This is a genomic window from uncultured Tenacibaculum sp., assembly GCF_947502995.1.
In the GTDB taxonomy this organism is placed as follows: Bacteria; Bacteroidota; Bacteroidia; order Flavobacteriales; family Flavobacteriaceae; genus Polaribacter.
On record NZ_CANNBW010000002.1, the window covers coordinates 1 to 22322 of the forward strand.

Below are 22322 nucleotides of genomic sequence, written 5' to 3' on the forward strand. Positions count from 1 at the left end.
ACAATAAAAAACCAGAGAAGCTAGCTTCTCTGGTTTAAATAATACTTTTTAAAACTGTCAACCTATTTTAGGACGACACAGATTTTTTATATTATATAAACCAGTTCCAAACTAATCCGAAACGGATAGACATGTCTCTATATGGATAATTTGGAGCAGAGAAGAAGTTTCTACTTGGTAAAAAGTTAGAACTGATATTGTCTATTTTAAAGAAAATACGCGTTCTTTTAACTCGTGCGTTAAAAAATAAATCTAAAGAAGGGAAGCCAATTTCAGAATCATTTTGAACAGTAAATTCATTAATCACAGGATTAAATGCATTGGCTTTGTATTTGGTGAAGAAATTAAAAGTTCCACCAATTTGGACTTTTATTGGCTTTCCTTTAAACCATTCTCCTGTGTAATATAATGTGTTTCTAGTTACAAATTCTGGAACTCTAAAAACAGCATTACCACTAGATACGTTTTGATACATTAAAGTATTATCAAAAGCAAAATTTCTAAAGAATTTAAACTCTTTATTTACTTTCACTTTTAAATAGGTGATCGATTCATCAAATTGTTTCGGCAAATTATCTGAATCAAAATAAACATAATCTTCAATATTAGTAAAATCTAAACTAGCATTTCCCCATTTAGAATTAAAAGAAAAACCAATATTCCTAGTATCAACATTCTTAAAATTATTATCCCAATTATAATCATTATATGTGCTTTGAAATAATTGAGTGTTAAATCTTGGGGCTTTAGAAACTAAAAGTAAACTTCCTTTAACGGTAAACAAACTATCTTTTTCGTAGATGGCTTCTCCGCTAAAATGATTACCAGCTAAGTAACCACTTCCGGGAGTAAGATTTGCACTAGCATTTACTTTGAAGTTTTTTATACGACCATTCCAATCTGCACCAAGGGTAACAGCATCACCACTTAATTTACTTCTATTTATTAATACATTACCGTTGTATATGGTATCATAGCCATAATTAACTGTTGTATAATTTGCTTTTACTTTAAACTTACCTAGAATGTATTTTGAATTAAATTCTAAATAACCTTGGTTGTTAATTAATTTATAATCTACTCTTTCGTCTATTCCTCCTGATGCTTTACTAGCCTCTCCTAAAAAGTCAGTAGTTAAACTAGCCTGTCCAAATCTATATTCTTTATTTTCATAATGCAGAATATGTCCCACTTTTAAGTTTGTGAAGTTTTTGGTATTAGTAGAATCTTTTTTGCTAGAAAAAAGTTTAAAGTTTTGATCAGCGTAAATACGAATACCTTCAAAATTACTTTCAGCATCATTTAAATTAACATCTAGTCGAGATCTATTACTAAAGTTTGGATCTTCAGATATATAGTTTTCTAAAGCTTGAGTTGTTAATCCTCCATTTTCTTGATTAACAAAGTCTTGTGCTGTTACTTGAGCGCGGATACGATATTGATCTTTTCTAGTTCGATACGATAAAGTTGATCTAAAATTACCTGAACTAGAAAGTGAACGTCTGTACTGACCTAAGGAACGTAATCCTCGGTAAGCAAAACTTAAATTTAAACGTTTAGAAAGGTTAAAAGTAAATAAAGCATCTAGAACTTGGCCCTGTTCTTGTCCAGTTCTATACATAATAATTGTAGTTGGAGTAGGAACTTGATAGTAATCAATATCCTCAATTTTCATGTAGTTAAATTGCTTTGCATTAAAACCTATATCAGGATATTGAGAAATACTTCTAAATGAATAGCCTAGGTTATTGAATGTTTGTCCTTGGTTTTGAAAAGGTAATAATTCGAAGTTGTCCTTTCTTCTGAAGTTAAATTTATATTCTTTTCTAATTGTTAATGTAGTATCAACATAACTTGTGTCTTTTTTAAAACTAATAATTTTATAATCTGTAAACTTAGTTTTACCACTTAGTTTTACATTGATTTCATCGTTGGAAATTGTGTCTAATCTATTAATGCCTTGATTAAATCCGCCTACACCACTTCCTAATGATCTTATTTGAGCATTTATAGTAAAAGAACTAATAACGAAAAGAATACCAATGATATATTTCATAAGGGCAAATGTAAAATAATAAAACGAAAATTTATGTGAATAATATCTATGAAAACTGTTAATTTGTTTTATGTTACAAATGAATTTTAGTGGTTTTGTTTTAGAAGCAGGAACAGACGAAGCGGGTAGAGGTTGTTTGGCTGGACCTGTTGTAGCAGCTGCAGTTATTTTACCAGAAGATTTTCATCATGAATTATTAAATGATTCAAAACAAATCTCTGAGAAAAAGAGAAATATTTTACGTCCTTTTATAGAAGAGAATGCAATTGCTCATGCTGTTTGTTTTATCGATAACGAAGAAGTAGATAAATTAAATGTTTTACAATCTTCTATTGTTGGAATGCATCGATCTTTAGAGAGATTAAAAACACAGCCAGAGTTTATTATTATCGATGGAAATAAATTCAAACCTTACAAAGAGATTCCTTATGAAACTATTGTAAAAGGTGATGCTAAATTTATGAGTATAGCGGCAGCTTCTGTGTTAGCTAAAACTTATCGTGACGATTTTATGGAGAAAATTCATAAAGAATTTCCAGAGTATAATTGGAAGAAGAATAAAGGATATCCTACTAAAGAACATCGAGAAGCAATAAGGAATTTTGGAGCAACAAAGTACCATAGAAAATCATTTCGATTATTACCAGAACAAATAAAAATTGATTTTGAAAAGTAACTTTTTGTTAACTTAAAATAATTACAATGATTACTTACAAGAGTTAATTTTACATTGTAATTAGCCCGTAGGTTAAATCCCTTTTTTCCCTCAAAAAGTGCGAAGAATTAAATAAATTCAATCGCACTTTTTTGTTTTACTTAGATTTTACACCAACAAAATTGTCTGATTTCAATTTAAATAAGACATTAAAGGTTGTTAAACTTCCGTAGATTCTTGTAATATATTGTTGTAAATCAATTTTATCTTGATCGTCTAATGTTTTACTAGAGTTAATCTTTTGTTCCATAACACGTATTCTATCACGTACCATTACGATTTTATGAAAAAAAGTATCGATTGGAATTTCTTTAGAAGCCAAGTTAGCGTCTGAAGGTTCAATAATAAGTTTACCACCTTTAAACTTATCAGCAATAGGTACTACTTCAGAAACATCACTCCATTTCTTTAAAATGTTTCTAAGTGTACTTTCTACCTCATAAAAACTTATGGTATCTACTTCGTCTTCTACGGCTTCAATAACTTCAAAATCTGAGTCAAATTCTATAGTTTCTAATCCATTTTCCTGAAAAGTTACCCAATATTGTTTGCTGTCTACATTAGTAACAACTCCAAAACCATATTCAGAATGATTAATTCTAGATCCAATTCCTAATAATTTCATATTGTGATTTTATTGTATTATAATTTCATAATCCTCTGCCGGTATTCCATTCAAAACCTCAGTTTGTTGTGTACAGGTTATATCAGTTTCTGTTAAAAATATTTCATACTCTTCAATTGTATTAGTACCTGTAAAAACACCATCTTCTTCATAAATAAATTGTATAAAAAGCTTTTTGTTATTATCAATTGTTATAATAAAACAACCTAAATCACCATGCTCTTTTAAGAATTTGGAATACTCTAATGACCAATTTAAAGATTTTCCTGAACTTACTTCTGTAAAGTCATTGTTTTCTTTTGGGAGAATAGTATTTATTTCTTGAGAATATTCAACGAATATTTGATGTTCAGAAATTTTTCCTACAGCTACATTTATATTGTCATATGTGTTTTGTGTATAGTTTTTAAATTTAAATTCTATATTTTTTCTGAAGCCAGTAAAGCTATTTACATAAATTTCTTCTGCAACATCACAAGAACTAATTAAGAAAAGAGTACACAAAAAAATAAAGATTTTTTTCATAAGTTTTTTTTTAGCAAATTTCAATGACGAAAATACGTATTTTTGTGATCTAATTTTTTGAAAAAATGATTAAAAGAACTCGTGCAGAACTTACAAAGTGTATTATTCACAAGGTAGCTAATAAATACAATAGTGGTAAAAATTCATTATCAGAAAGTTTAGTTCGTTTTGATGAAGAAAGTTATGAATTGTTAATGCCTTTTTTGTTAAAACCTTTCGGAACTGTAACACAGAGTTATCGTTTTAATCATCATGCAGATGTTCGATTAAATGAAATTAATAACTATGCTTCTAAGATTTTCGAAGATGAAGAGACTTTTATAGAGCATTCAAAAAATATTGTTAACCATTTGTATGAACAGTCAAATTCAGCACAAATTAAAACAGGTGATGTTTTAGTAGTGTTGTTTGAAGGTTTAGAATATAAAGATGTCTTAACAGAAGCTGTTGGAGTTTTTAAAATTGAAAATAAAGTTGATTTCTTTCAAACGTATTTAGATGATGATAGTTTTGATGTGGTTGTACAGAAAGGAATTTCTACCAAAAAATTAGATAAAGGTTGTTTAATCTTAAATTCTTCTGATACAGAAGGAACAGTCGTGTTATCTGTAGATAATAATAATTACGATGCACAATATTGGATTAAGAATTTCTTGAATGTAAAATATGCCGATGATAGAAATTTACACACCCAACATTATTTAGAGTTATGTAGAGATTTTTCTGAAGAGATTATTAAACCTGAATATGGTAAACATGAACAAGGAAACTTCTTAGCAAATACAGTTGATTATTTTAAAGAACATGAAAGTGTAGATTATCATACTTTTAAAGATGAAATCTTTGAAGATGAAAAGCATAAAGATATGTTCGAAGATTATAAAAAACACTTTGAGAAATTAAACGATGTATTGGTAAGAAATAACTTCGAAGTTTCTGATATTGTATTAAAGAAAGAAAAAGGAAAGCTTAAAACAGAAATTAAGTTAGATACAAATATTCAGATTAAAATAGATATTGATGCACCAGATGCAGCTTCAGAATATTTAGAAAGAGGTTACGATGAGGATAAAAAAATGAAGTTTTACAAAGTATATTATAACGCAGAGAAATAATAAAAAAAGCAGCTTTTATAGCTGCTTTTTTTTTGAGTTATAATTTTTTCACATACTTAGTTACGATCACAATATTTTGTCCGTCAACTTTTCCTTCTATATATTCTGCGTTTTCAGCATCAAGAGAAATTCTTCTAACGGCAGTACCTTGTTTACAAACCATACTAGAACCTTTAACTTTTAAGTCTTTAATTAATACGACAGAGTCGCCAGCTTGTAAAATAGCTCCATTACTATCTCTATGAATTACTTTTTCACTTTCATCTAAATGCTCACCAGTTGCTTCGGCGAATCGAAGTTCATCAACTTCTAAATACATCATGTCAAGCAAATCTTGAGGCCAACCTTCTTTTTTCAGACGATTTAACATTCTCCAAGCAACAACTTTTACAGCAGAAAATTCGCTCCACATACTATCATTTAAGCAACGCCAGTGATTCGGGTCAGTTGTTTCCGGATTGTTAATTTGAGATATGCAGTGTGAACAAGCCAAAATACTTCCATCTACACCACCAGTAGAAATTGGTGGAACCTCATAAATATTCAAATCAGTTGTAGCTGCGCATAATTCACATTTATGTCCGCTTCTATCTTGTAATTCTTTTAGTAAACTCATCAATTCGCTTTATGTTTGCGAAAGTAAACTTTAATTTGAATAAGTTAGCACGAAGTATCAGCAATAATCTTCCATTCTCCTTTTATTTTTTTGAAAATCACCATAAATATTCCGTCTAATTTTCCAGTTTCTCGAGTTAAATGATACTCACCCATAACATAATAACTATTACTTTCAATTTTAGAAATCGCTCTAATTTTGAATTTTAGTTTACCTGAATCTTCGGCATATGGATAACTTTTCTTATAATTATCTAGTGTTTTTTTCCACCCATAAGTCACACCATTTTTACCTTGAAATTTTAAAGAATCCGATTTCCAATATCCTAGCATAAAACAATCTAAATCATGTCTCGACCAGTCTGATTCTTGATGTTTCATAAGTGCGATTATTTCTTTTTTATCTTGTTCTTCATTCGAAGTAGCACAAGAATAAATAATTACGATAAAGATGAGTAGTAGTTTTTTCATGATAAAAAATTAGGCTCTCAAGATATAACCTTTTTTTAAAATCGTATTATTGAGAAAAATAATAGTATGATATTAGAAAGTAAACGGTTAATTATTAAAGAAGCTGAAGTTAATGAAGCTCCTTTTTATTTTGAATTATTTAACGATTCTGATTGGATAAAATATATTCATGATAAAGGATTAAAATCTGTAGAGGCAACAGAAGTGTACTTGAAAGATATTTTAGCAAAGAATGCTAAGCTAAACGGGTTAGGTTTCTTTTCGGTATTATTGAAAGAAACAAATGAGTTTATAGGAATGTCTTCTGCTATTCAGCGTGAAAAGTTAGATTTTGTTGATGTAGGTTACGGATTTTTACCTAAAGCAAGAGGAAAAGGATATGCGAGTGAAGCTACTTTGTTAATGATAGACTATATAAAGGAAAAGTTTCAACAAGAAAAAGTACTAGCTTTTACAGCTCCAGAGAATGAAAAATCACAACAATTATTGAAGAGATTAGGCTTTGAATATGTTGGGTTAGAAACTGTTTTTGAAGGAGAGAAAGATTGTGTTTATGAATTTACATTTTGATTATGAAAATTGAACGTTTACATCATATAGCTATTATTTGTTCCGATTATAAAGTGTCTAAGCATTTTTACACAGAAGTATTGGGTTTTACAATTCAGCAAGAAATATATAGAGAAGAACGAAAATCATATAAATTAGATTTAGCTCTAGATAGTACATATTTGATAGAGTTATTTTCTTTTCCAGATCCTCCAAGTCGACCTTCGTTTCCTGAAGCAACCGGACTGCGTCATATTGCATTTGCAGTGAAAGATTTAGAAAATTGGAAGTTGTATTTGGAAAGTAAAAATATTATTGTTCAAGATATACGAGTAGATGAGTTTACAGGAAAACGCTTTTTCTTTTTTAATGATCCTGATCATTTACCTATTGAATTGTATGAAATTTAAATAAAAAGACTATGAAAATGAGCGGGAATTTTATTCTTGGAGTAATAATATCATGTATTTTATTATTCTTCATTTTTTGGATGGTAGAAATACAAACAAAAAAAGAAAAAGAAGATATAACGGATAAAGTGATTTCTGAAAAAGTGTTGAAAAGATCTATATCTAGAGGTAGAACTTTGTTTATTCAAGAAGATTGTTATAGTTGCCATAAACCAGATAAAAAAGATGGTTTTTTTCGTGTGGTTATTGATAGAGTTTCAAAGGAATGGCTGTATAAATTTATTAGAGATGAAAAAAGTTTAATAGAAGATAAAGATTCGGTAGTATTGTATTTGAGACAACGATTTAATCAGTCCAACGGAAAGCATGACAAAAAACATTTAACTGATGATCAGTTAAATGATATTTTAAGTTACTTAAATAGTTTTAAAGTGAATTAATTCATAAAGTTGTGAAATATGAAGTTATCTGGGAATATAATTTTAGGTAGTATAATATCAGTTGTCTTAGTATTAATGATCGCTTGGGTAGTACAAATTGAAACAGCGATTGATGATAGTGATGTAAACAATTTTACCTCTAAAAAAGAAGAAGTAGTTAGTGTTTCTAATTCTTTAAAACAATCAAAGGAAAAAGGGAAGAAATTATGGAGAGAAAATAGTTGTACTAACTGTCATAAAATCCATGCTCGTGATGGTCATCCTTTACCAGGGGTAAAAGACAGATATCCAAAAGAATGGTTAATTCAGTATGTAAAAAATGAGCAAGTGTTAATTGAACAAAAAGACCCTGATGTTTTAGCTCTAAATGCTGAATGGAATTCTAACAAATCAGAGCACAAAAATCCTCATCTCACTGAACAAGATATACTAGATATTTTAAATTATATAAATAGAAAATAAAAGACGAATGAACTAAATAAGTAACTGTTATTCAGTTAAATACAAGTCAATAAGTCCTTCGGGAGTTTCTACTGCTATAGTTTTATTTTCGCGATCTACCTTAATAATAAAATCATCAATCATTGGAATAAATATTTCTATTCCATCTCTATCAATTTCAAATAAAGGCTGTGCAGCTGAATCATTAATACTTGTGATTGTTCCTACGTCACCGAAATTTTTATCGGTAATAGTAAAGCCAATCACTTCATGATAATAAAATTTATTTCCAGTAAGTTTTGGAAGTAAAGTTAGAGGTAAATAAATCCCAGCTTTCATAATCGCATCAGCATCAGCTTCAGAATCTACATCTTCAAATTTAACACGAAACATCGTGCTTTTACTTAAAGATGATTTTTCTATAAAAAAAGGAACCAGATTATTGCCTAATTCGACAAAAACTGATTCCAAATTTTTATAAAGATGAGGTTCATCAGTATCTAACTTAATAATTACCTCGCCTTTAAAACTGTGTTTTTTAACGATTTTACCAAGATAAAAACAATCTTTAGTTTGCATTATCGTTATAATTTTTTACTCTTCGCTATCTCCACCTTCTTCAGTAGCAGCATCTTCGCTATCTACAACAGGAGCTTTTGCAGCAATACGAGCTTCGTTAACAGCTTTTTCAGCTTCTAAAGCTTTAGCTTTAGCATCTTCTTTAGCTTTCGCTAAACCATCAACTTTACCAGCAACTTTACCAGCTTTTTCTTCTAACCAAGCAGTAAACTTAGCTTCAGCTTGCTCTTCTGTTAAAGCACCTTTTCTAACACCTCCAGCTAAATGATGCTTTAATAAAGCACCTTTATAAGATAATAAAGCTCTTGCAGTATCAGTAGGTTGAGCACCATTTTCTAACCACTTTACAGATGCATCTACATCTAAATTAATTGTAGCAGGGTTAGTGTTAGGGTTGTACGTTCCAAGTTTTTCTAAGAAACGACCGTCTCTTTTTGCTCTTGAGTCAGCAGCTACTACCCAATAAAATGGTTTTCCTTTTTTACCGTGTCTTTGTAAACGAATTTTTACAGGCATACTTGTTAAATTTTAAGGTTCACGACCTTGATTATTAATCTATTAATTTTTTAAACTCGAAAATATTTCGAATTTTGAGTGTGCAAATTTATAAAACTTATTTGAATAAAATGCTCATTCACAGTTTTATTTACACAAAAAAGCACCTGAAAAAACAGATGCTTTTTAAAAATTAAATGTTGTTATATATTAAATTACTCTAACACTTACAGCGTTTAATCCTTTTTTTCCTTCTTTAAGTTCGAACTCTACTTCATCACCCTGTCTGATATCATCTATTAGTCCTGAGATATGTACAAAATACTCTGTTCCTGAATTTGACTCTGTAATAAATCCAAAACCTTTAGATTCATTAAAGAACTTTACCGTTCCTTGTTTCATTATAAAAAAATGTATTAAATATTAAAGCTGCAATTTAAGATTTAATTCTCAGTAAATCAGAGTTTTTTTTGACTTTATTTTTTAACTGTCTTACAATAAGCGTTTTTGGTTTTCAAAAAAGGAATCGGCTTGTAATTTCATTAGGTTTTGAGCCATTTTTTGTTTGTAATTGTAAAGTTCTTCTTCCGATTTTAAATCGTTATAAATTTCAGTATTGATATGTGTATCAGTATCCATTATTTTTTCTCTCTGATCTATCTGTTGTTGAATCCAAGTTCTTATCTCTGAAGTTCTATTTTCTAATTTATAATCATATTCACTTTTACTACTGATAAGTTTTGTGAAAATTGGAGATGTTTCTATAGCTAAAAACAATAAGAAAATAAATAAAGAAGGCATCCATGGAAGTTGATCTAAAGCATTTATTCGAGCCATTAATCCATCATAATTAGCAATAATTGGTTGAGAATTTGTTTCCGAGTCTTTTTGTTGTTGAATTAAAGAAGCGATTTCTGATTCTTTAGCATTGATTTTTTCTTGATTATTCTTTTTCAATTCAGAAAGTAGTGCCAATGAAGCATCATGTTTTTCTCTTTTTTCTTTATAAACAGGACCTTTACCTTTTAGTTTGGTTCCTTTTCTTCCTTCTGCTTCTGCTATATATGTTTCGTAAAGTTGATTGGTTTCTTGTTCTTTTAAATTAATTTCTTCTTTTAAATCTGAAATTTCAGTTTGAAGCTTTGTTATTTCAGGAGTAAACTGTGCCGCAATTTGATTTTTATTATCTAAGGTCATTTGATTCTTTTCTGTCAATAATACCTGATTAATTTCTTTTTCAAAAATCTTTAATTCCAGAGGTTTAGAAATCACTACTGCGATTATTACAGCTAATAAAAGTCTTGGGAAAGCTTGCATAAATTCCTTAACAAAGCTGTCTTTTTTTCTGAGTGTAGAAACTATGTATCTGTCTAAATTAAAGATGAGTAACCCCCAAACAATACCAAAGAATACAGCAGTATATATATTGTTAAATACGGTGTATAAAGCATAACTACTGGCTATTGTAGCCATTAAGGCAGTGAAAAATACTGTAGCTCCAATACCAGCATATTTATTTTGTTCACCATTAGAGCAATTTTGTATCAGGTCGAGATCTACACCTGAACATAAAAGAAAGAAACGTTTCATACTATTAATAACGATCTAGCTTGGTGTTTGTTACAAAAAAAAGCCTCTTTTAAGAGGCTTTTAACTATTATTTGATATTATCTGAATTCAGCAATTTCGTTAGTTTGTCTTCACTTTTGGTTAAATACATGTTTAATACACTTTTTTCTCTATTTGCATAAGCTCCTCCGATGAAGTACTCTTTTTTATTCTTTGCTAAATCATAGTACTTATTTTTTGAAATTTTTTTCTCTTCCAAGAAATAATTAGTTAAAACATTATTATTAATGTTTTCTGGAGTCTCTTTTTCTAGAATAACTTTTTTCGTTTCTTTATTTTTATATGTAGTCGGATAGACTACTTCTTTAGAAACTTGCCAAGTTTTGTTGCTCGTTTTATGTTTCGATGGTGTAGGGATGTCACTTTTTTCTCCTTTTTTAACTCTAGGATATGTTCTTTTTGGAGGAGGTGGAATATTCGTAGAATCACCTTTTCTAACTATTGCACCATGAGGTGATGAACTTTTTTCTGGTGTAATTAATTCTCCAGATTTAGTTACTTCTTGTCCGAAGCGGTTGTAGTAGGTAGTTCCATTTTCATTTTTTATAAAATAAAGTGTTTCTCCATTTTTGTCATAGAATCCTTTTTCTTTTTTATCCTTTGGTTTTGGTGGCGGCGGAATATTTGTTTGATCTCCTTTTTTTACAGTTGGATAATTTTTAGTATTTCCTTTAGTAATTAAATAGAATTGATACGGCTGAGGAAATCTTTTATTTCTAACATTTTTCTTTATATAACCTCCTGAATAATGTTTGAAATCAGTTGATTTATAGTTTTTTAATATTGAGTTTTTAGCAACTTTCCCATCGATCCAAATAGCATATTTTTTAGTATTCTGTAATTCTTTAAGTAATTTAGCACTCACTTTGTTTTTCGAAATTTTCATCGGAGGTGGAGGAGGAGGTAACATTTTTCTCTCCTCTGGAGTTAACTCTGAAAATTTTTTAGTTATTCGTTTTCCTTCTTTAGTTGAGTAGGTAAGTGTCTTCTTTTTTTGATTAACAATTCGTTTTTTTGGGATAGAATCTTTGTCTTCCCATATTTTTATAGTTTCTCCATTAGGAAGTTTACGATGTAGTGTATCTTTTTCTTGGGCTGTGAATTTAAGATTAAGATCATCGATTTTTTTTAATTCTTTTTCTAAATGTTTTTGAACTAAAACTTCATTGTAAGGAATGATTCCGTTTTGATTCAGGTATTGTTTTTTACCGTTAAGCAGTGGGAATTTAAGGTTTATCCAAGCAGTGTTTTTTAATCCAGAAAATGTAATATCATTCTCGGTTGCTTTTATAGAGAAAGCATATTCACTTCCAGGTATGCGGTTTTTATTTGTAAAACCGAAATCGGTAATAATATGTTCTTCATTTAAAGGTATAGCTAGTTTAGCCCATCTTTCACAGTTATAACATTTTAGTTTAATTTCATTACCATTTTTTTCAACGGAAGCAAGAAAAAGTTCTGAGTTTGCTTTCTTTTTTGTTTCAATTTCAACAGGATTGTTATAAGCTTCAGCCCGTTCAGCAAGTGAAAATAAAAGTCCGCATAGCAATGGAATAACACTCATCTTTTTTAGCAAAATTGCTTTGCCAGATTTTTGTTTAGTCATCATAAGTAATCTTTTTTTAGTTAAAATAAAATTCAAATTACTGGCCAAGTAATATTCTTTTGAATCAGAACTTCTCTTTAATAAAAGCTCTTGATATGTAATAGTATTGTTGTAAGTATCGATAACAGATGCGTCTGCTAAAAACTCATGATTTAATCTTATGGCTTTTTTTAGGTAAATAAAAAGCGGATTAAACCAAAAAATAGCATGTAAAAGCTCAATGAGAATAATATCGAAAGTATGATTTTGTGTAACATGAGTAAGTTCATGTGTAAAAAGTTCTTTTTCTATAGTTTTATTATGGTATTCGTTTTTATTAATGAAAATGTAGTTCCAAAAAGTATGCGGAGCTATTTCATCTTCAACCAATACAAGTTTGGCATTGTAATAGCTAATGATTTTGTTGTTTTTAATTCGGCTAAAAATATTATAAAGATTCTTTGAGAAGCGAAATAGCAAAATACCAACTACAATAATGTATATCGTTTGTAAAAGTAAAGTGAAATCAAAATAATTAATTTCTGAGTCAATTTGATTTGTTGTAAAACTTACGGTTTCTCCTGATGTTTGAGGAATTATAAGATCAGTAGTGAATGTAGGTTCTACATAAATTGTATACTCAGGAACCAGAAAAGAAAACAATAAACCTCCAATTAAAAAGAAACGATTGAAGTTGTGCATCTTTTCTTTTTGCAATACAAAATGATAAAAGATCAAAAGTATTCCAAGACAAATCGTAAACTTTAGAAGGTAATTAATCATTGTTTTGTTCTTTAATTTGATGATCTATAATCTTTCTTAATTCTTTTAATTCATCAACAGACAAATCGGTTTCTTTAGTGAAAAATGAAGCAAACTGACTGGCAGAATCATTAAAAAAGTTTTTAATCAAACCATTTACATGTTTAGAGAAATAGTCTGTTTTCTTTACTAAAGGAAAATATTCTCTAGATTTTCCATAAAGCTTATAATCAATAAAACCTTTGTCTTTCATACGCTTTAAAAGCGTAGCTAAAGTTGTGTTCGCAGGTTTTGGATCAGGAAATTCTAATAACAAATCTTTCATAAAAGCTTTGTTTAGTTTCCATAAATATTGCATTACTTGCTCTTCAGATTTTGATAATTTCATTTCTACAGAATTAGAACTTGTTCTACAAATGTAGAAAATAAATTTTATTCTACAAGTGTAGAATATGTTTTTTTGTAACAACTTTCTATTTTTGCAATATGAAATTAGTTGTTTTAATAAGCTTGTTTACTTGTTTTACAATGAGTTCTCAGTATAAATATGAGCGAGAATTTAGGTTAAATGTAGAAGAAGTTCCAATATCTGCTGTTCAATTTCTTAAGCAGTTTCAGTTTAAAAAGAAAGTAAAATGGTATGGAGAAGAAAGTCAAGATGGAAAAACTTTTGAGGCAAAAACGTATTACAATGCTAAAAAATATAGTTTAGAGTTTGATGCTAAAGGGGAAATATTAGATGTTGAAATAAAAGTAAGGGTAAATAGTTTGAACAAACCTGACCAAGAAATGATTAAAAAGGGATTACAAAAGGTTTTTTCAAAATATAAGATTAAGAAATTGCAACTTCAGTTTTCAGGAAAAGAATTGTTATCAAGAATTAAAGCATTTGAAACAAAAGGGAATTACAGTACTTGTTTTTTTGAACTTGTGGTTTCTGGTAAAATAGGGAAGGAGCGAAAACTATTCGAAATCTTAATGAATAGCAAAGGTGAGATTGTTAAAAAACTTGAATTTAAAGTTTTGAATTCAGATAATTTAGAATTTTAATGCGTAGTATTTTTATTTTCTTTTTTGTTTTATTTGTTGGGAAAATTACTAGTCAAACTAATTTTTCTGCTGGAGTTTTACCTAAAGTTGTTACTTCATTTAAAATGTCACCTAAAATAAAATGGGTGAATAGTATAGAGTCTAGAGAGTTTTTTTATGATAAAGAATTCGAACTGACGCATAGTTTGGTTGATGTCTCAACTATTTTTTCACTAAAAACAGAAATGAATAACAAGTTAAATTTTGGATTCATTTTTCGATTCAAAGATGGTGAAGTTGAGTACAGGTCGTTACAACATTATAATATTATTCATAGTCTTGAGCAATTTCAAATGGGCCATCGATTTGCTTTTGAACAGTTTTACGATGATGTGATTAATTTAAGAGGACGATATCGATTTACAATCCAACGCGCTTTGAATGGAGATAAAATTGATGTTTTTGAATGGTATTTAAAACTGTCTAATGAATATTTATGGCAATTTAATGATGAGAATTTAGAAATAAGATTAGCACCAAATTTAGGGTATCGATTAAGCAAACGTAATAAGATAGAATTTGGAGTAGAGTATAGAGCTGCAGATTTTGTTAGAGAATTAAATAAGAATCAATTATGGATGCGTTGTACAATGTACATTTCATTATAAAAAAATCCGCTGAAAAGCGGATTTTTAATTTCTTTTTAACTCGATGTAACTTCCATGAATATTAATAATATTGCTATAGAATTCTTTTAAATAATGATATTCTTGCTGATTGTAAATAGCTTTGTTCAAAAAGAATTTTGAATATATGTTTATTTTGTTTTCTGTGCTTTTTACACTTAATACAACTCTTCCTCCTTTATTAGGTAAAGAAATACCTTTACTTTCTGGGAGTTTACTAATGCTATATCCGTCTGGTACATCTATATTAATCATGTAGGAGCGTGTAAAAGCATAACCAAAATCTACAGGGTAATTTCTTTCGTTTAATTTAAAAGGATTTTCTGTTATTTGATCAACTACAAAAGGAACGAAGCGAATAATATTTTCTTTTTCAACATCAGGAATACTAACAGATAAAAAAGTTTTAAAAGTTTCTTTCCCTTCTTGTGTAGGAATGTTATTGAAGTCGTCAACTTCTAAAAAAGGATTCTTAGTTTCAAAATCTTCAATGTATTTATCTTCAGATTTAGAAGAAAGTTTCACGCGTTCACTGTAGGAATAATAGCCTCTTCGAGAAGTTACTATCTTCCCTTTTAAACCATCTTCTTCAAAACTAAGGTTAATGTTATGGGAAATAAAAGATTTAAATTTCGGTTTTATGAGTTCCCAATAACTTCCTTTGTCGAAATCTAAAACGCGTCCTTCACCGTTTAAACAGCGGAAAGGAATTTCACCAAATAATAAATCTTTATCTGTGGCGTCTAAAAAATAAACTTCATTGTTAATTACAGTTTTTATTAGCACATAATTAAACTCAGAAACAGATGGGTGAAGTTTAGTTACTATTCCATTTTTTCTTGTTGATAAAACAACTAAGTAACTTTCAATTTTTGCAGCTTTAAGTGCGTTGTATAGTGAAAGATTTATGCCATCTACACTTCCAGTTTTATCTTCGTAAACATTTCTAATTTTGATTTTATCACTAGACCATAGTTCACCATCCCAATTTAATTCTGATTGAATATGCTTGTAAATAGCTTTAGCTCTTTCTAAATCGTTTCGATTGGTAAAAAGATTTTTAGGTAGATTTCTTTTAAAGTAACTTTTCTTAGATGTTTGTCCGTCAAAGAAATTATTTTTTAAAGTTTTATCTGCGTCTTTCCAAGTTTTTGTGTACTTCTTTACTCTTCCGTCTATAGTTGTGTATGAAATAGGTTCAAAGATAATTTTGGATTTAAAATTCTCTTCGGAAAGCATGTAATCTTCTCCTTTAAAAGCAGGGACATGATCAAAACCAAATTCATAAACTAAACAGTCACCACTTAAGCCGTTAGAAAGACGTACGCAATCTTTTTCTACATGATTACTTTTACGATCTAATGGTTTATTAGCTCGTAAGCGAATATTGTATTTCCAATTTCCTAAAATAGTAGCTGTAAAATCACTTTTTATTTTAGGAATATCAGATTGAAATTCCCAATCATCTAGTTTAGAATATGGGGAAATAAGACTGTAAGTGTATTCAATTACTGAACCTTTTTTTACATTAGGTAATGTAAAACTTGTTTGAGTCCAGTTTTCTGAAAGTTTCTTTTCGTAAATATGTTGATCTGAAAGAAAAATCTTTTTTAATAAACCATCTTCAGAAGTATAAGAAATGGCTTTAATGTTTAGAACTTTTTCTTTCTTGTAAGAATTGATAGAAATTGTGGCTCTATCTACTTCAGATTGATCAAAAATTTTAACTCTTTTGTATATGTCGCGTCTAAAATAGTACTCATTTTCTTGATCAATGTATTCGTGACCTTTTTCTTCTAGAACAAGAGCTTTAGCAGTAGAATCTTTTTGATAAAAAGACATTTCTACTTCTTTTAAATCTGTTAAACCCAATTTTTGAATATCACTAGCTTGGGAATTAGCAGATAAGTTTAAAAAAAGTAGAAATAATCCAGTAATGTATCTCATAAAATACTTATTGTTTAGAGATAATAATTTTTTCGTTTTGTTTAGCTACCAATTGTTTAAAGAAATCTTTAACTGTAGGGTAATATGTTGGAGAAATTATAGCTGAATTAAATTGTAATTTAGAATTCACCTGTATTGTGTTTCCGTTTTCAGTTACCACAAATTTGAAAAAACCAAGATTATCTGGAATACCAATAGCTAATTGTTCTGGGATAAACTCAACTTTATATCCTTCAGGTATTTTAATAGAAATTTTGTTAGAGTCACTCCAAGGTGTTGCAAAATCAATAGGGAATTTTCTTTCGTCGCTTTTAAATGGATTTTGTTCCATTGTTAAGAATAAAAGTGGGTTTATGTATAATTTCCCATTAATTTCTTCTACTAAATCTTCAGAAGAAAATTTAAACATTCTACTTAATGGTTTTCCTATGTTTTTTTCATTTCTACTTTTAAAGTCGTCGATTTCTATATTGTAACTTTCTTCAAACTTAGAAATTAGTTCATCTTCTTTTAAATGATTAAAACGCTTTCTGCTTTGCATGGCAGTAAGTTTTGTTTTTGATTGTATTACAAAACCAGTGGAAGTTCCATCATCTTCAATAGTTAGCTTCACCTTGTTTTCTTCTGTAGAATGTGAAGAAGAACTTAATTTTACCCATGAAGAAGCTCCATTCTGCAATACTTTTCTACCATTCCAGTTTAATGCTCGAACAGGTAGAGAGTTAGGTAAAGAGTAAGGTTCAGTTGCGTCTAAAAGTGCGTATTTACCATTAGCAAATTCCACCATGCTAATTACATAGTTAAATCCATCTAAAGTAGGAAAAATAGGAACTCCATTAGAACGAGAACTCACTAAAACAGGGTTAGCATTTAATCCAGCACTTCTTAACATTGAAGTTAACATTAAGTTGATGTCTGCAGCATTTCCTACTCCATCTTTAAAAGCTTTTTTAACTCCTAATTCTGTATATTTTCCATAGTTTCCATTCCATTTAACTTTCGATTTTACAAGTTGGAAAATGGCTCCAAGTTTTTCGTATTCACTTTTAGCTGTACTAAGTGTAGCAGCCAATTCATCTTTATAGTAGCTAGATTTATTTAATTCGTTACCAAAGCTTCTGTATGAATAAATTTTCTTACTCACATCTTCCCAAGTTGTTGCGTAATATTTAGGAGAGCTTTCTGGCATTCTTACAAAAGATAATTCATATTTAATACCGCCTCTATAGTTATTAATATTAGAAACAAAAGGTTCAGAGTCTTTTAATGCCGGAATATCTTTAGCGTTATAGTGATCTACATTTTTTGTGTAATCAATAGAAGAGTTACTAAAACTCGTTCTTGTTACAAATCCTTCAGATCTAGATTTTGACGTAATGTTAATTTTTCCTCTTTTACGAGACGACTGTACAGGAACAGCGTAATATCCTTTAGAAGCTTTTCTAAAATTGAAGTATTCTGGAGTTTCTATAGAAACATCTAAAAGATCAACAGGAATGTCATATTGAAAATTTACAGGATCTATACTTGTGATAAAAGGAGAAGTAACTGTATACATTAAGTCGATAACAGTTCCTTCTTTTACATCTGGAAATACAACTTTTACAGAAGTGAAATTATCATTTATTTTTTCTTTAAATTGATGAGAACTTTTCAATTTTGTTTTTACAATTTTTCCGTTTTCATCGTTAAAAGCGTATCCTTTTATTTTAATGATTTTTTCTCTAGTACTTCCGTTATTGTATAAGGTAATTAAAAAAGTTCCTTTTTTTAAAGCATCTTTGGAGTACACTTTTATTCTTTTGTGAATATCTGTAGTCATCATAAAGCCATTGTTTTGATCGTACAAATAAGCGGTTCTTCTTTTGTTGTAAAGATAAGCTGCCGTAGCAGTAGAATCTTTTTGGTGTTCTTTTTGTAAAATGGCTTCTTTAGAGACTTTACCAAATTTTATTTCTTGGGCAAAATTATTACTTGTAAATGCTATTAAAAATAGCACAGATAAGATCAAGTTTTTCATAGTATTGATAAGTTAGTTTTTGTAAATAGCTATTCTCGCATTTTCTAATTTTGCGATACTTTTTCTGAATTTTCTATATGATTTATAATCTTCTTTAGGGTAAGTTCCTTCTTTTATTAAAATCGATTTATTGTATTCTAAAGTTTTATCATCGATCTTTTTTATTGATATTTTATATTCTCCAAATTTATTACTGATAGTTTTTTCTTCGGGAAGTTGTTGTATGCTAAAACCTTCAGGAATTGTTATGGTGTATTTATCTGTGTCTTTAAAACCTCTTTCTATTTGTAAAGGAAGTTTTCTGTTTCTATATCGTTTTGGAATGTAAGAGTTTCTGTTGAAAACATTAACTCTAAATAAAAATTCATTTCCATTTAAAGTAGCATAATCATTAATAGCGACATCTAATTTTTCATTAAAAACAATATTGTCTTTATCGTTATTAATGTCGATTTTATTTATGCTCATGTTATTGTTGTAATCCCAAAGATTAGATAAGTAATATTTTTCTAAATCACTTTTAGACTTTTTATCTAAAGCTTGTTTATTGTCATATTGAATTCCTTTCGATGTGATATCAATTTTACCAGATAAACTTCCATTAGAATTTAAAATAATATTAGCAGAAGTGTGTTGTGAATTAAAGTCATTTTTATAAGCAGGAGTTCTTTTAATAACACCACCTTCTGGAGTAATCACTAAAACATCACGATTGTCTGTAAAATCACCTAAAAAACCAAACGGCATAGTTTGACTAGTACATTCTAACCAAATATCTTCTCCGTTGTCATTAGGAATATTTAAAATCACATGATTACCTTGCATAGATGTAAAGTCTTTATCAATGTCTCTTCGTTCTTTAGCATAAACAACACTATAATTAGCTTTAACACCTACAGCATTTAGCAAAGCTTTAGTGTAATTTGTTAAACCTTTACAATCTCCATAACCTAATTTATCTACTTCTTCAGCAGAAATAGGTTCCCATCCACCAATTCCAACTTGTACACTTATATATCTAGTTTTGTTCTGCATATAGTTGTAAATGGCTTTGGCTTTATCAATGTCATTATCAAAATTTTTAATAAGTTCTTTAGCTTTTGCAACTGTAGCTGGAGTTAGAACTATTTTATCATTTAAAAGTTTGCTGTCCATCCATTTTCCAAATTCACTCCAGTTAGATCCGCCACCTGAAACACCTTTTAAAGTAAATTGATCTAAAGCAACCATTAATGAGGGAAACAGATCAGAAAAACCAACTGTGCTTCTTTCATATTCAGTAGCAGGTTGGTTTACTATTTTATAGTGGATTTGATTTTTAGAAACTTTTTCTATTGGGTATCCAGAAAAGTTCTTTTCTTTTCTTCTTATGGTTAAATTTTTAGGGTTGTTAATTTTATATTCTGCTTTTTGAATAGCAATGTAAAATGAACCGATTGGGTACCACCTTGGAATAAAACCTGTAGAAGATGTAGAATATTCAGATTCAAAAACAACAGTGTATGGATATTGAATAGGGGTGTAGTTGATGTATTTCATACGAGCATCAGAGTATAAAGTTCCTCCATCAACAGCACTTACGTCTATAAACTTTCCTTTACTGTATTTTTTTATTTCTTTCCCGAATTTATCATAAACTTTAGCGGAAAGTTTAGTGATTTTTGTATCGTCATCATAATTTGCATAAGTGTCAATTTCGCTATTTCCTTCTTTGTTTAAAACAGTAACAACTCTTTTTTTGTATACAGTCATTCTGTCTGAATCTTCAATGTCAACTTCAATGTAGTTTTCACGTATTACAGCATTAGCGTCTTTTGTTAATTCAGCAGGTATAGTTAGTATCGATAATTCAGCATCTTGAGCTGTTATGCTTAATTGTAAAAAGCAGAAAGCAAGTAAAATAAGTTTTTTCATAGTGTTTTTTTAGGCTGCGAATTTAATAAAAAAATAAAACCCCAAAAAGGGGTTTTAAATGCTATTTATGTAATTCGCTGAAATATTTATAAAAATAAGGTATGGTTTCGATACCTTTTAGATAATTCCATATTCCGAAGTGTTCATTAGGAGAGTGAATTGCATCGGAGTTTAATCCGAATCCCATTAAAATAGTTTTGCTTTTTAATTCTTTTTCAAATAAAGCTACAATAGGAATACTTCCTCCACTTCGTTGAGGTATTGGGGTAACTCCAAAAGTTTCTTGATATGCTTTGCTAGCAGCCTGATATCCTATGCTATCTATAGGTGTAACATAACCTTGTCCTCCATGATGAGGAGTTACTTTTACTTTAACGCTATCAGCAGCAATACTTTCAAAATGAGATTTAAATAATGTTGTTATTTCTTCCCAATCTTGATTAGGAACTAAACGCATAGATATTTTAGCGTAAGCTTTAGAAGCAATAACAGTTTTTGCTCCTTCACCAATATAACCTCCCCAAATTCCATTAACGTCTAAAGTTGGTCTTATAGAGTTTCTTTCATTGGTAGTATACCCTTTTTCTCCATATACGTCATCTATGTCTAAAGCATTTTTATATTCTTCTAAAGAGAAAGGAGCTTTAGCCATTTCATTTCTTTCTTCTTGAGAAAGTTCTTCAACTTTATCGTAAAATCCTGGTATAGTAATATGATTGTTTTCATCATGTAATGAAGCAATCATTTTAGTTAAAATATTAATAGGATTAGCTACTGCACCACCATATAAACCAGAATGTAAATCACGATTTGGTCCTGTTACTTCAACTTCTACATAACTAAGTCCTCTTAATCCAGTAGTTATAGATGGTATGTCGTTAGCTATCATACCTGTATCAGAAATCAAGATAACATCGTTGGCTAGTTTTTCAACATTTCTTGGAACAAACCAGGCTAAGCTTTCAGAACCAACTTCTTCTTCGCCTTCAATCATAAATTTAACATTACAAGGTAAATTGCCTTCAGAAGTCATATATTCTAATGCTTTTACATGCATGTACATTTGCCCCTTATCATCACAAGCTCCTCTTGCGAAAATTGCTCCTTCAGGATGAAGTTCTGTTTTCTTGATAACTGGCTCAAAAGGAGGAGAATCCCATAATTCTAAAGGATCTGCTGGTTGAACATCATAATGTCCGTAAACTAAAACTGTAGGTAAATTAGTATCAATTATTTTTTCACCATAAATAATAGGGTATCCAGGCGTTTCGCATAACTCTACTTTATCGCATCCAGCTTCCTTAAGAGATTTCATAATAGAATCAGCAGTGTTTAAAACATCCTGAGAAAAAGCTGTATCAGCACTTATAGAAGGGATTTTTAAAAGATCAATAAGTTCATTAATAAAACGTTTCTTATTTTTTTCAATATATTCTTTAACGGTGTGCATTATGTCTTTAATTATTTATGCTAAGTTACTTTTTTTCTAGAAAAAATAATTAAGAACTAGTTTGTAAAAGAGCAAATTACTAGAATAAAAAAAGAAAATTTTAGAAATACGTGTTTTTAAGTTTGAGATTTGAATAGTTTGTGTATATTTGCACACCAAATTTTAGTATTAGCGGGTGTGGTGGAATTGGTAGACACGCTAGACTTAGGATCTAGTGCCGCAAGGCGTGGGGGTTCGACTCCCTTCACCCGTACAAGTCAACAA

At 29.4% G+C, this 22322-nt stretch carries 23 protein-coding genes and 1 tRNA gene; 9 read left to right on the forward strand and 15 right to left on the reverse strand.

Going from position 1 to position 22322, the window contains the following annotated elements; all coding sequences use genetic code 11:
* Positions 1-91: 91 nt before the first annotated feature.
* Complete coding sequence (locus tag Q1A46_RS01275; RefSeq protein WP_299673187.1) at positions 92-2056, reverse strand: putative porin; 1965 nt, start codon at positions 2054-2056, stop codon at positions 92-94.
* 70 nt (positions 2057-2126) lie between these two features.
* Between Q1A46_RS01275 and Q1A46_RS01280 the strand changes: the two genes are divergently transcribed.
* Positions 2127-2732, forward strand: a complete 606-nt coding sequence (locus Q1A46_RS01280; RefSeq protein ID WP_299673189.1) for a ribonuclease HII — start codon at positions 2127-2129, stop codon at positions 2730-2732.
* Positions 2733-2868: 136 nt separating this feature from the next.
* Here Q1A46_RS01280 and Q1A46_RS01285 read toward each other — a convergent pair whose 3' ends face one another.
* Positions 2869-3396 (reverse strand): hypothetical protein, encoded by a 528-nt coding sequence (locus Q1A46_RS01285; protein ID WP_299673191.1) that lies wholly within the window; start codon positions 3394-3396, stop codon positions 2869-2871.
* A gap of 9 nt (positions 3397-3405) precedes the next feature.
* Entirely contained in the window at positions 3406-3921 is a 516-nt protein-coding gene (locus Q1A46_RS01290; RefSeq protein WP_299673193.1) for a hypothetical protein, read from the reverse strand.
* A gap of 65 nt (positions 3922-3986) precedes the next feature.
* On the opposite strand from Q1A46_RS01290, the gene Q1A46_RS01295 reads away from it, so the two are divergent.
* Entirely contained in the window at positions 3987-5036 is a 1050-nt protein-coding gene (locus tag Q1A46_RS01295; protein ID WP_299623382.1) for a nucleoid-associated protein, read from the forward strand.
* A gap of 37 nt (positions 5037-5073) precedes the next feature.
* Here Q1A46_RS01295 and Q1A46_RS01300 read toward each other — a convergent pair whose 3' ends face one another.
* Both Q1A46_RS01300 and Q1A46_RS01305 read right to left on the reverse strand, forming a co-directional pair.
* Positions 5074-5652 carry an alkylphosphonate utilization protein gene (locus Q1A46_RS01300; protein WP_299673195.1) on the reverse strand — a complete coding sequence of 193 codons (579 nt, stop codon included), beginning with the start codon at positions 5650-5652 and terminating at the stop codon, positions 5074-5076.
* Between the two features lie 44 nt (positions 5653-5696).
* Positions 5697-6122 carry a DUF4440 domain-containing protein gene (locus Q1A46_RS01305; protein WP_299673197.1) on the reverse strand — a complete coding sequence of 142 codons (426 nt, stop codon included), beginning with the start codon at positions 6120-6122 and terminating at the stop codon, positions 5697-5699.
* Between the two features lie 66 nt (positions 6123-6188).
* Here Q1A46_RS01305 and Q1A46_RS01310 point away from each other — a divergent pair, with 66 nt between their 5' ends.
* From Q1A46_RS01310 to Q1A46_RS01325, 4 genes are read left to right on the forward strand one after another with little or no spacing between them, the layout of a single operon-like run.
* Positions 6189-6692 (forward strand): GNAT family N-acetyltransferase, encoded by a 504-nt coding sequence (locus Q1A46_RS01310; RefSeq protein ID WP_299673199.1) that lies wholly within the window; start codon positions 6189-6191, stop codon positions 6690-6692.
* 2 nt (positions 6693-6694) lie between these two features.
* The gene (locus tag Q1A46_RS01315) at positions 6695-7081 is read left to right on the forward strand and encodes a VOC family protein (RefSeq protein WP_299673201.1); all 387 of its coding nucleotides are present in this window, start codon (positions 6695-6697) and stop codon (positions 7079-7081) included.
* A gap of 17 nt (positions 7082-7098) precedes the next feature.
* The gene (locus Q1A46_RS01320; protein WP_299673203.1) at positions 7099-7521 is read left to right on the forward strand and encodes a cytochrome c; all 423 of its coding nucleotides are present in this window, start codon (positions 7099-7101) and stop codon (positions 7519-7521) included.
* Positions 7522-7539: 18 nt separating this feature from the next.
* Positions 7540-7983 carry a cytochrome c gene (locus Q1A46_RS01325; protein ID WP_299673204.1) on the forward strand — a complete coding sequence of 148 codons (444 nt, stop codon included), beginning with the start codon at positions 7540-7542 and terminating at the stop codon, positions 7981-7983.
* Between the two features lie 27 nt (positions 7984-8010).
* Here Q1A46_RS01325 and rimM read toward each other — a convergent pair whose 3' ends face one another.
* The 6 genes from rimM to Q1A46_RS01355 form a co-directional block, all read right to left on the reverse strand.
* The gene (rimM, locus tag Q1A46_RS01330; protein WP_299673205.1) at positions 8011-8541 is read right to left on the reverse strand and encodes a ribosome maturation factor RimM; all 531 of its coding nucleotides are present in this window, start codon (positions 8539-8541) and stop codon (positions 8011-8013) included.
* A gap of 15 nt (positions 8542-8556) precedes the next feature.
* Positions 8557-9057, reverse strand: a complete 501-nt coding sequence (locus Q1A46_RS01335) for a 30S ribosomal protein S16 (RefSeq protein ID WP_299673206.1) — start codon at positions 9055-9057, stop codon at positions 8557-8559.
* A 189-nt stretch (positions 9058-9246) separates the two neighbouring features.
* Positions 9247-9438 carry a cold-shock protein gene (locus Q1A46_RS01340; RefSeq protein ID WP_095069748.1) on the reverse strand — a complete coding sequence of 64 codons (192 nt, stop codon included), beginning with the start codon at positions 9436-9438 and terminating at the stop codon, positions 9247-9249.
* Between the two features lie 90 nt (positions 9439-9528).
* A complete protein-coding gene (locus Q1A46_RS01345) occupies positions 9529-10626 on the reverse strand; it encodes a DUF4407 domain-containing protein (RefSeq protein WP_299673207.1) in 1098 nt (365 codons plus the stop codon).
* A gap of 67 nt (positions 10627-10693) precedes the next feature.
* The gene (locus tag Q1A46_RS01350) at positions 10694-12952 is read right to left on the reverse strand and encodes a M56 family metallopeptidase (RefSeq protein WP_299673209.1); all 2259 of its coding nucleotides are present in this window, start codon (positions 12950-12952) and stop codon (positions 10694-10696) included.
* A gap of 73 nt (positions 12953-13025) precedes the next feature.
* A complete protein-coding gene (locus Q1A46_RS01355; protein WP_095069754.1) occupies positions 13026-13400 on the reverse strand; it encodes a BlaI/MecI/CopY family transcriptional regulator in 375 nt (124 codons plus the stop codon).
* Between the two features lie 140 nt (positions 13401-13540).
* On the opposite strand from Q1A46_RS01355, the gene Q1A46_RS01360 reads away from it, so the two are divergent.
* Entirely contained in the window at positions 13541-14062 is a 522-nt protein-coding gene (locus tag Q1A46_RS01360) for a hypothetical protein (RefSeq protein WP_299673212.1), read from the forward strand.
* Positions 14062-14709, forward strand: coding sequence for a DUF2490 domain-containing protein (locus Q1A46_RS01365; RefSeq protein WP_299673214.1), 648 nt, complete (start codon positions 14062-14064; stop codon positions 14707-14709). Before Q1A46_RS01360 ends, Q1A46_RS01365 begins: the two co-directional genes overlap by 1 nt.
* 24 nt (positions 14710-14733) lie before the next feature.
* Here the strand turns inward: Q1A46_RS01365 and Q1A46_RS01370 are convergent, their stop codons facing one another.
* The 4 genes from Q1A46_RS01370 to Q1A46_RS01385 all read right to left on the reverse strand — a co-directional run bounded on the left by Q1A46_RS01370 (position 14734) and on the right by Q1A46_RS01385 (position 22058).
* The gene (locus Q1A46_RS01370) at positions 14734-16674 is read right to left on the reverse strand and encodes a DUF3858 domain-containing protein (protein ID WP_299673216.1); all 1941 of its coding nucleotides are present in this window, start codon (positions 16672-16674) and stop codon (positions 14734-14736) included.
* Positions 16675-16681: 7 nt separating this feature from the next.
* On the reverse strand, positions 16682-18694 hold the full coding sequence (locus Q1A46_RS01375; RefSeq protein WP_299673219.1) for a transglutaminase domain-containing protein: 2013 nt from the start codon (positions 18692-18694) through the stop codon (positions 16682-16684).
* A gap of 12 nt (positions 18695-18706) precedes the next feature.
* Positions 18707-20608: a DUF3857 domain-containing protein gene (locus tag Q1A46_RS01380; protein ID WP_299673221.1), complete on the reverse strand. Its 1902-nt coding sequence runs from the start codon at positions 20606-20608 to the stop codon at positions 18707-18709.
* A gap of 61 nt (positions 20609-20669) precedes the next feature.
* Positions 20670-22058, reverse strand: a complete 1389-nt coding sequence (locus Q1A46_RS01385; RefSeq protein WP_299673223.1) for a dipeptidase — start codon at positions 22056-22058, stop codon at positions 20670-20672.
* A gap of 171 nt (positions 22059-22229) precedes the next feature.
* On the opposite strand from Q1A46_RS01385, the gene Q1A46_RS01390 reads away from it, so the two are divergent.
* Positions 22230-22311, forward strand: a tRNA-Leu gene (locus Q1A46_RS01390).
* Positions 22312-22322 lie beyond the last annotated feature (11 nt).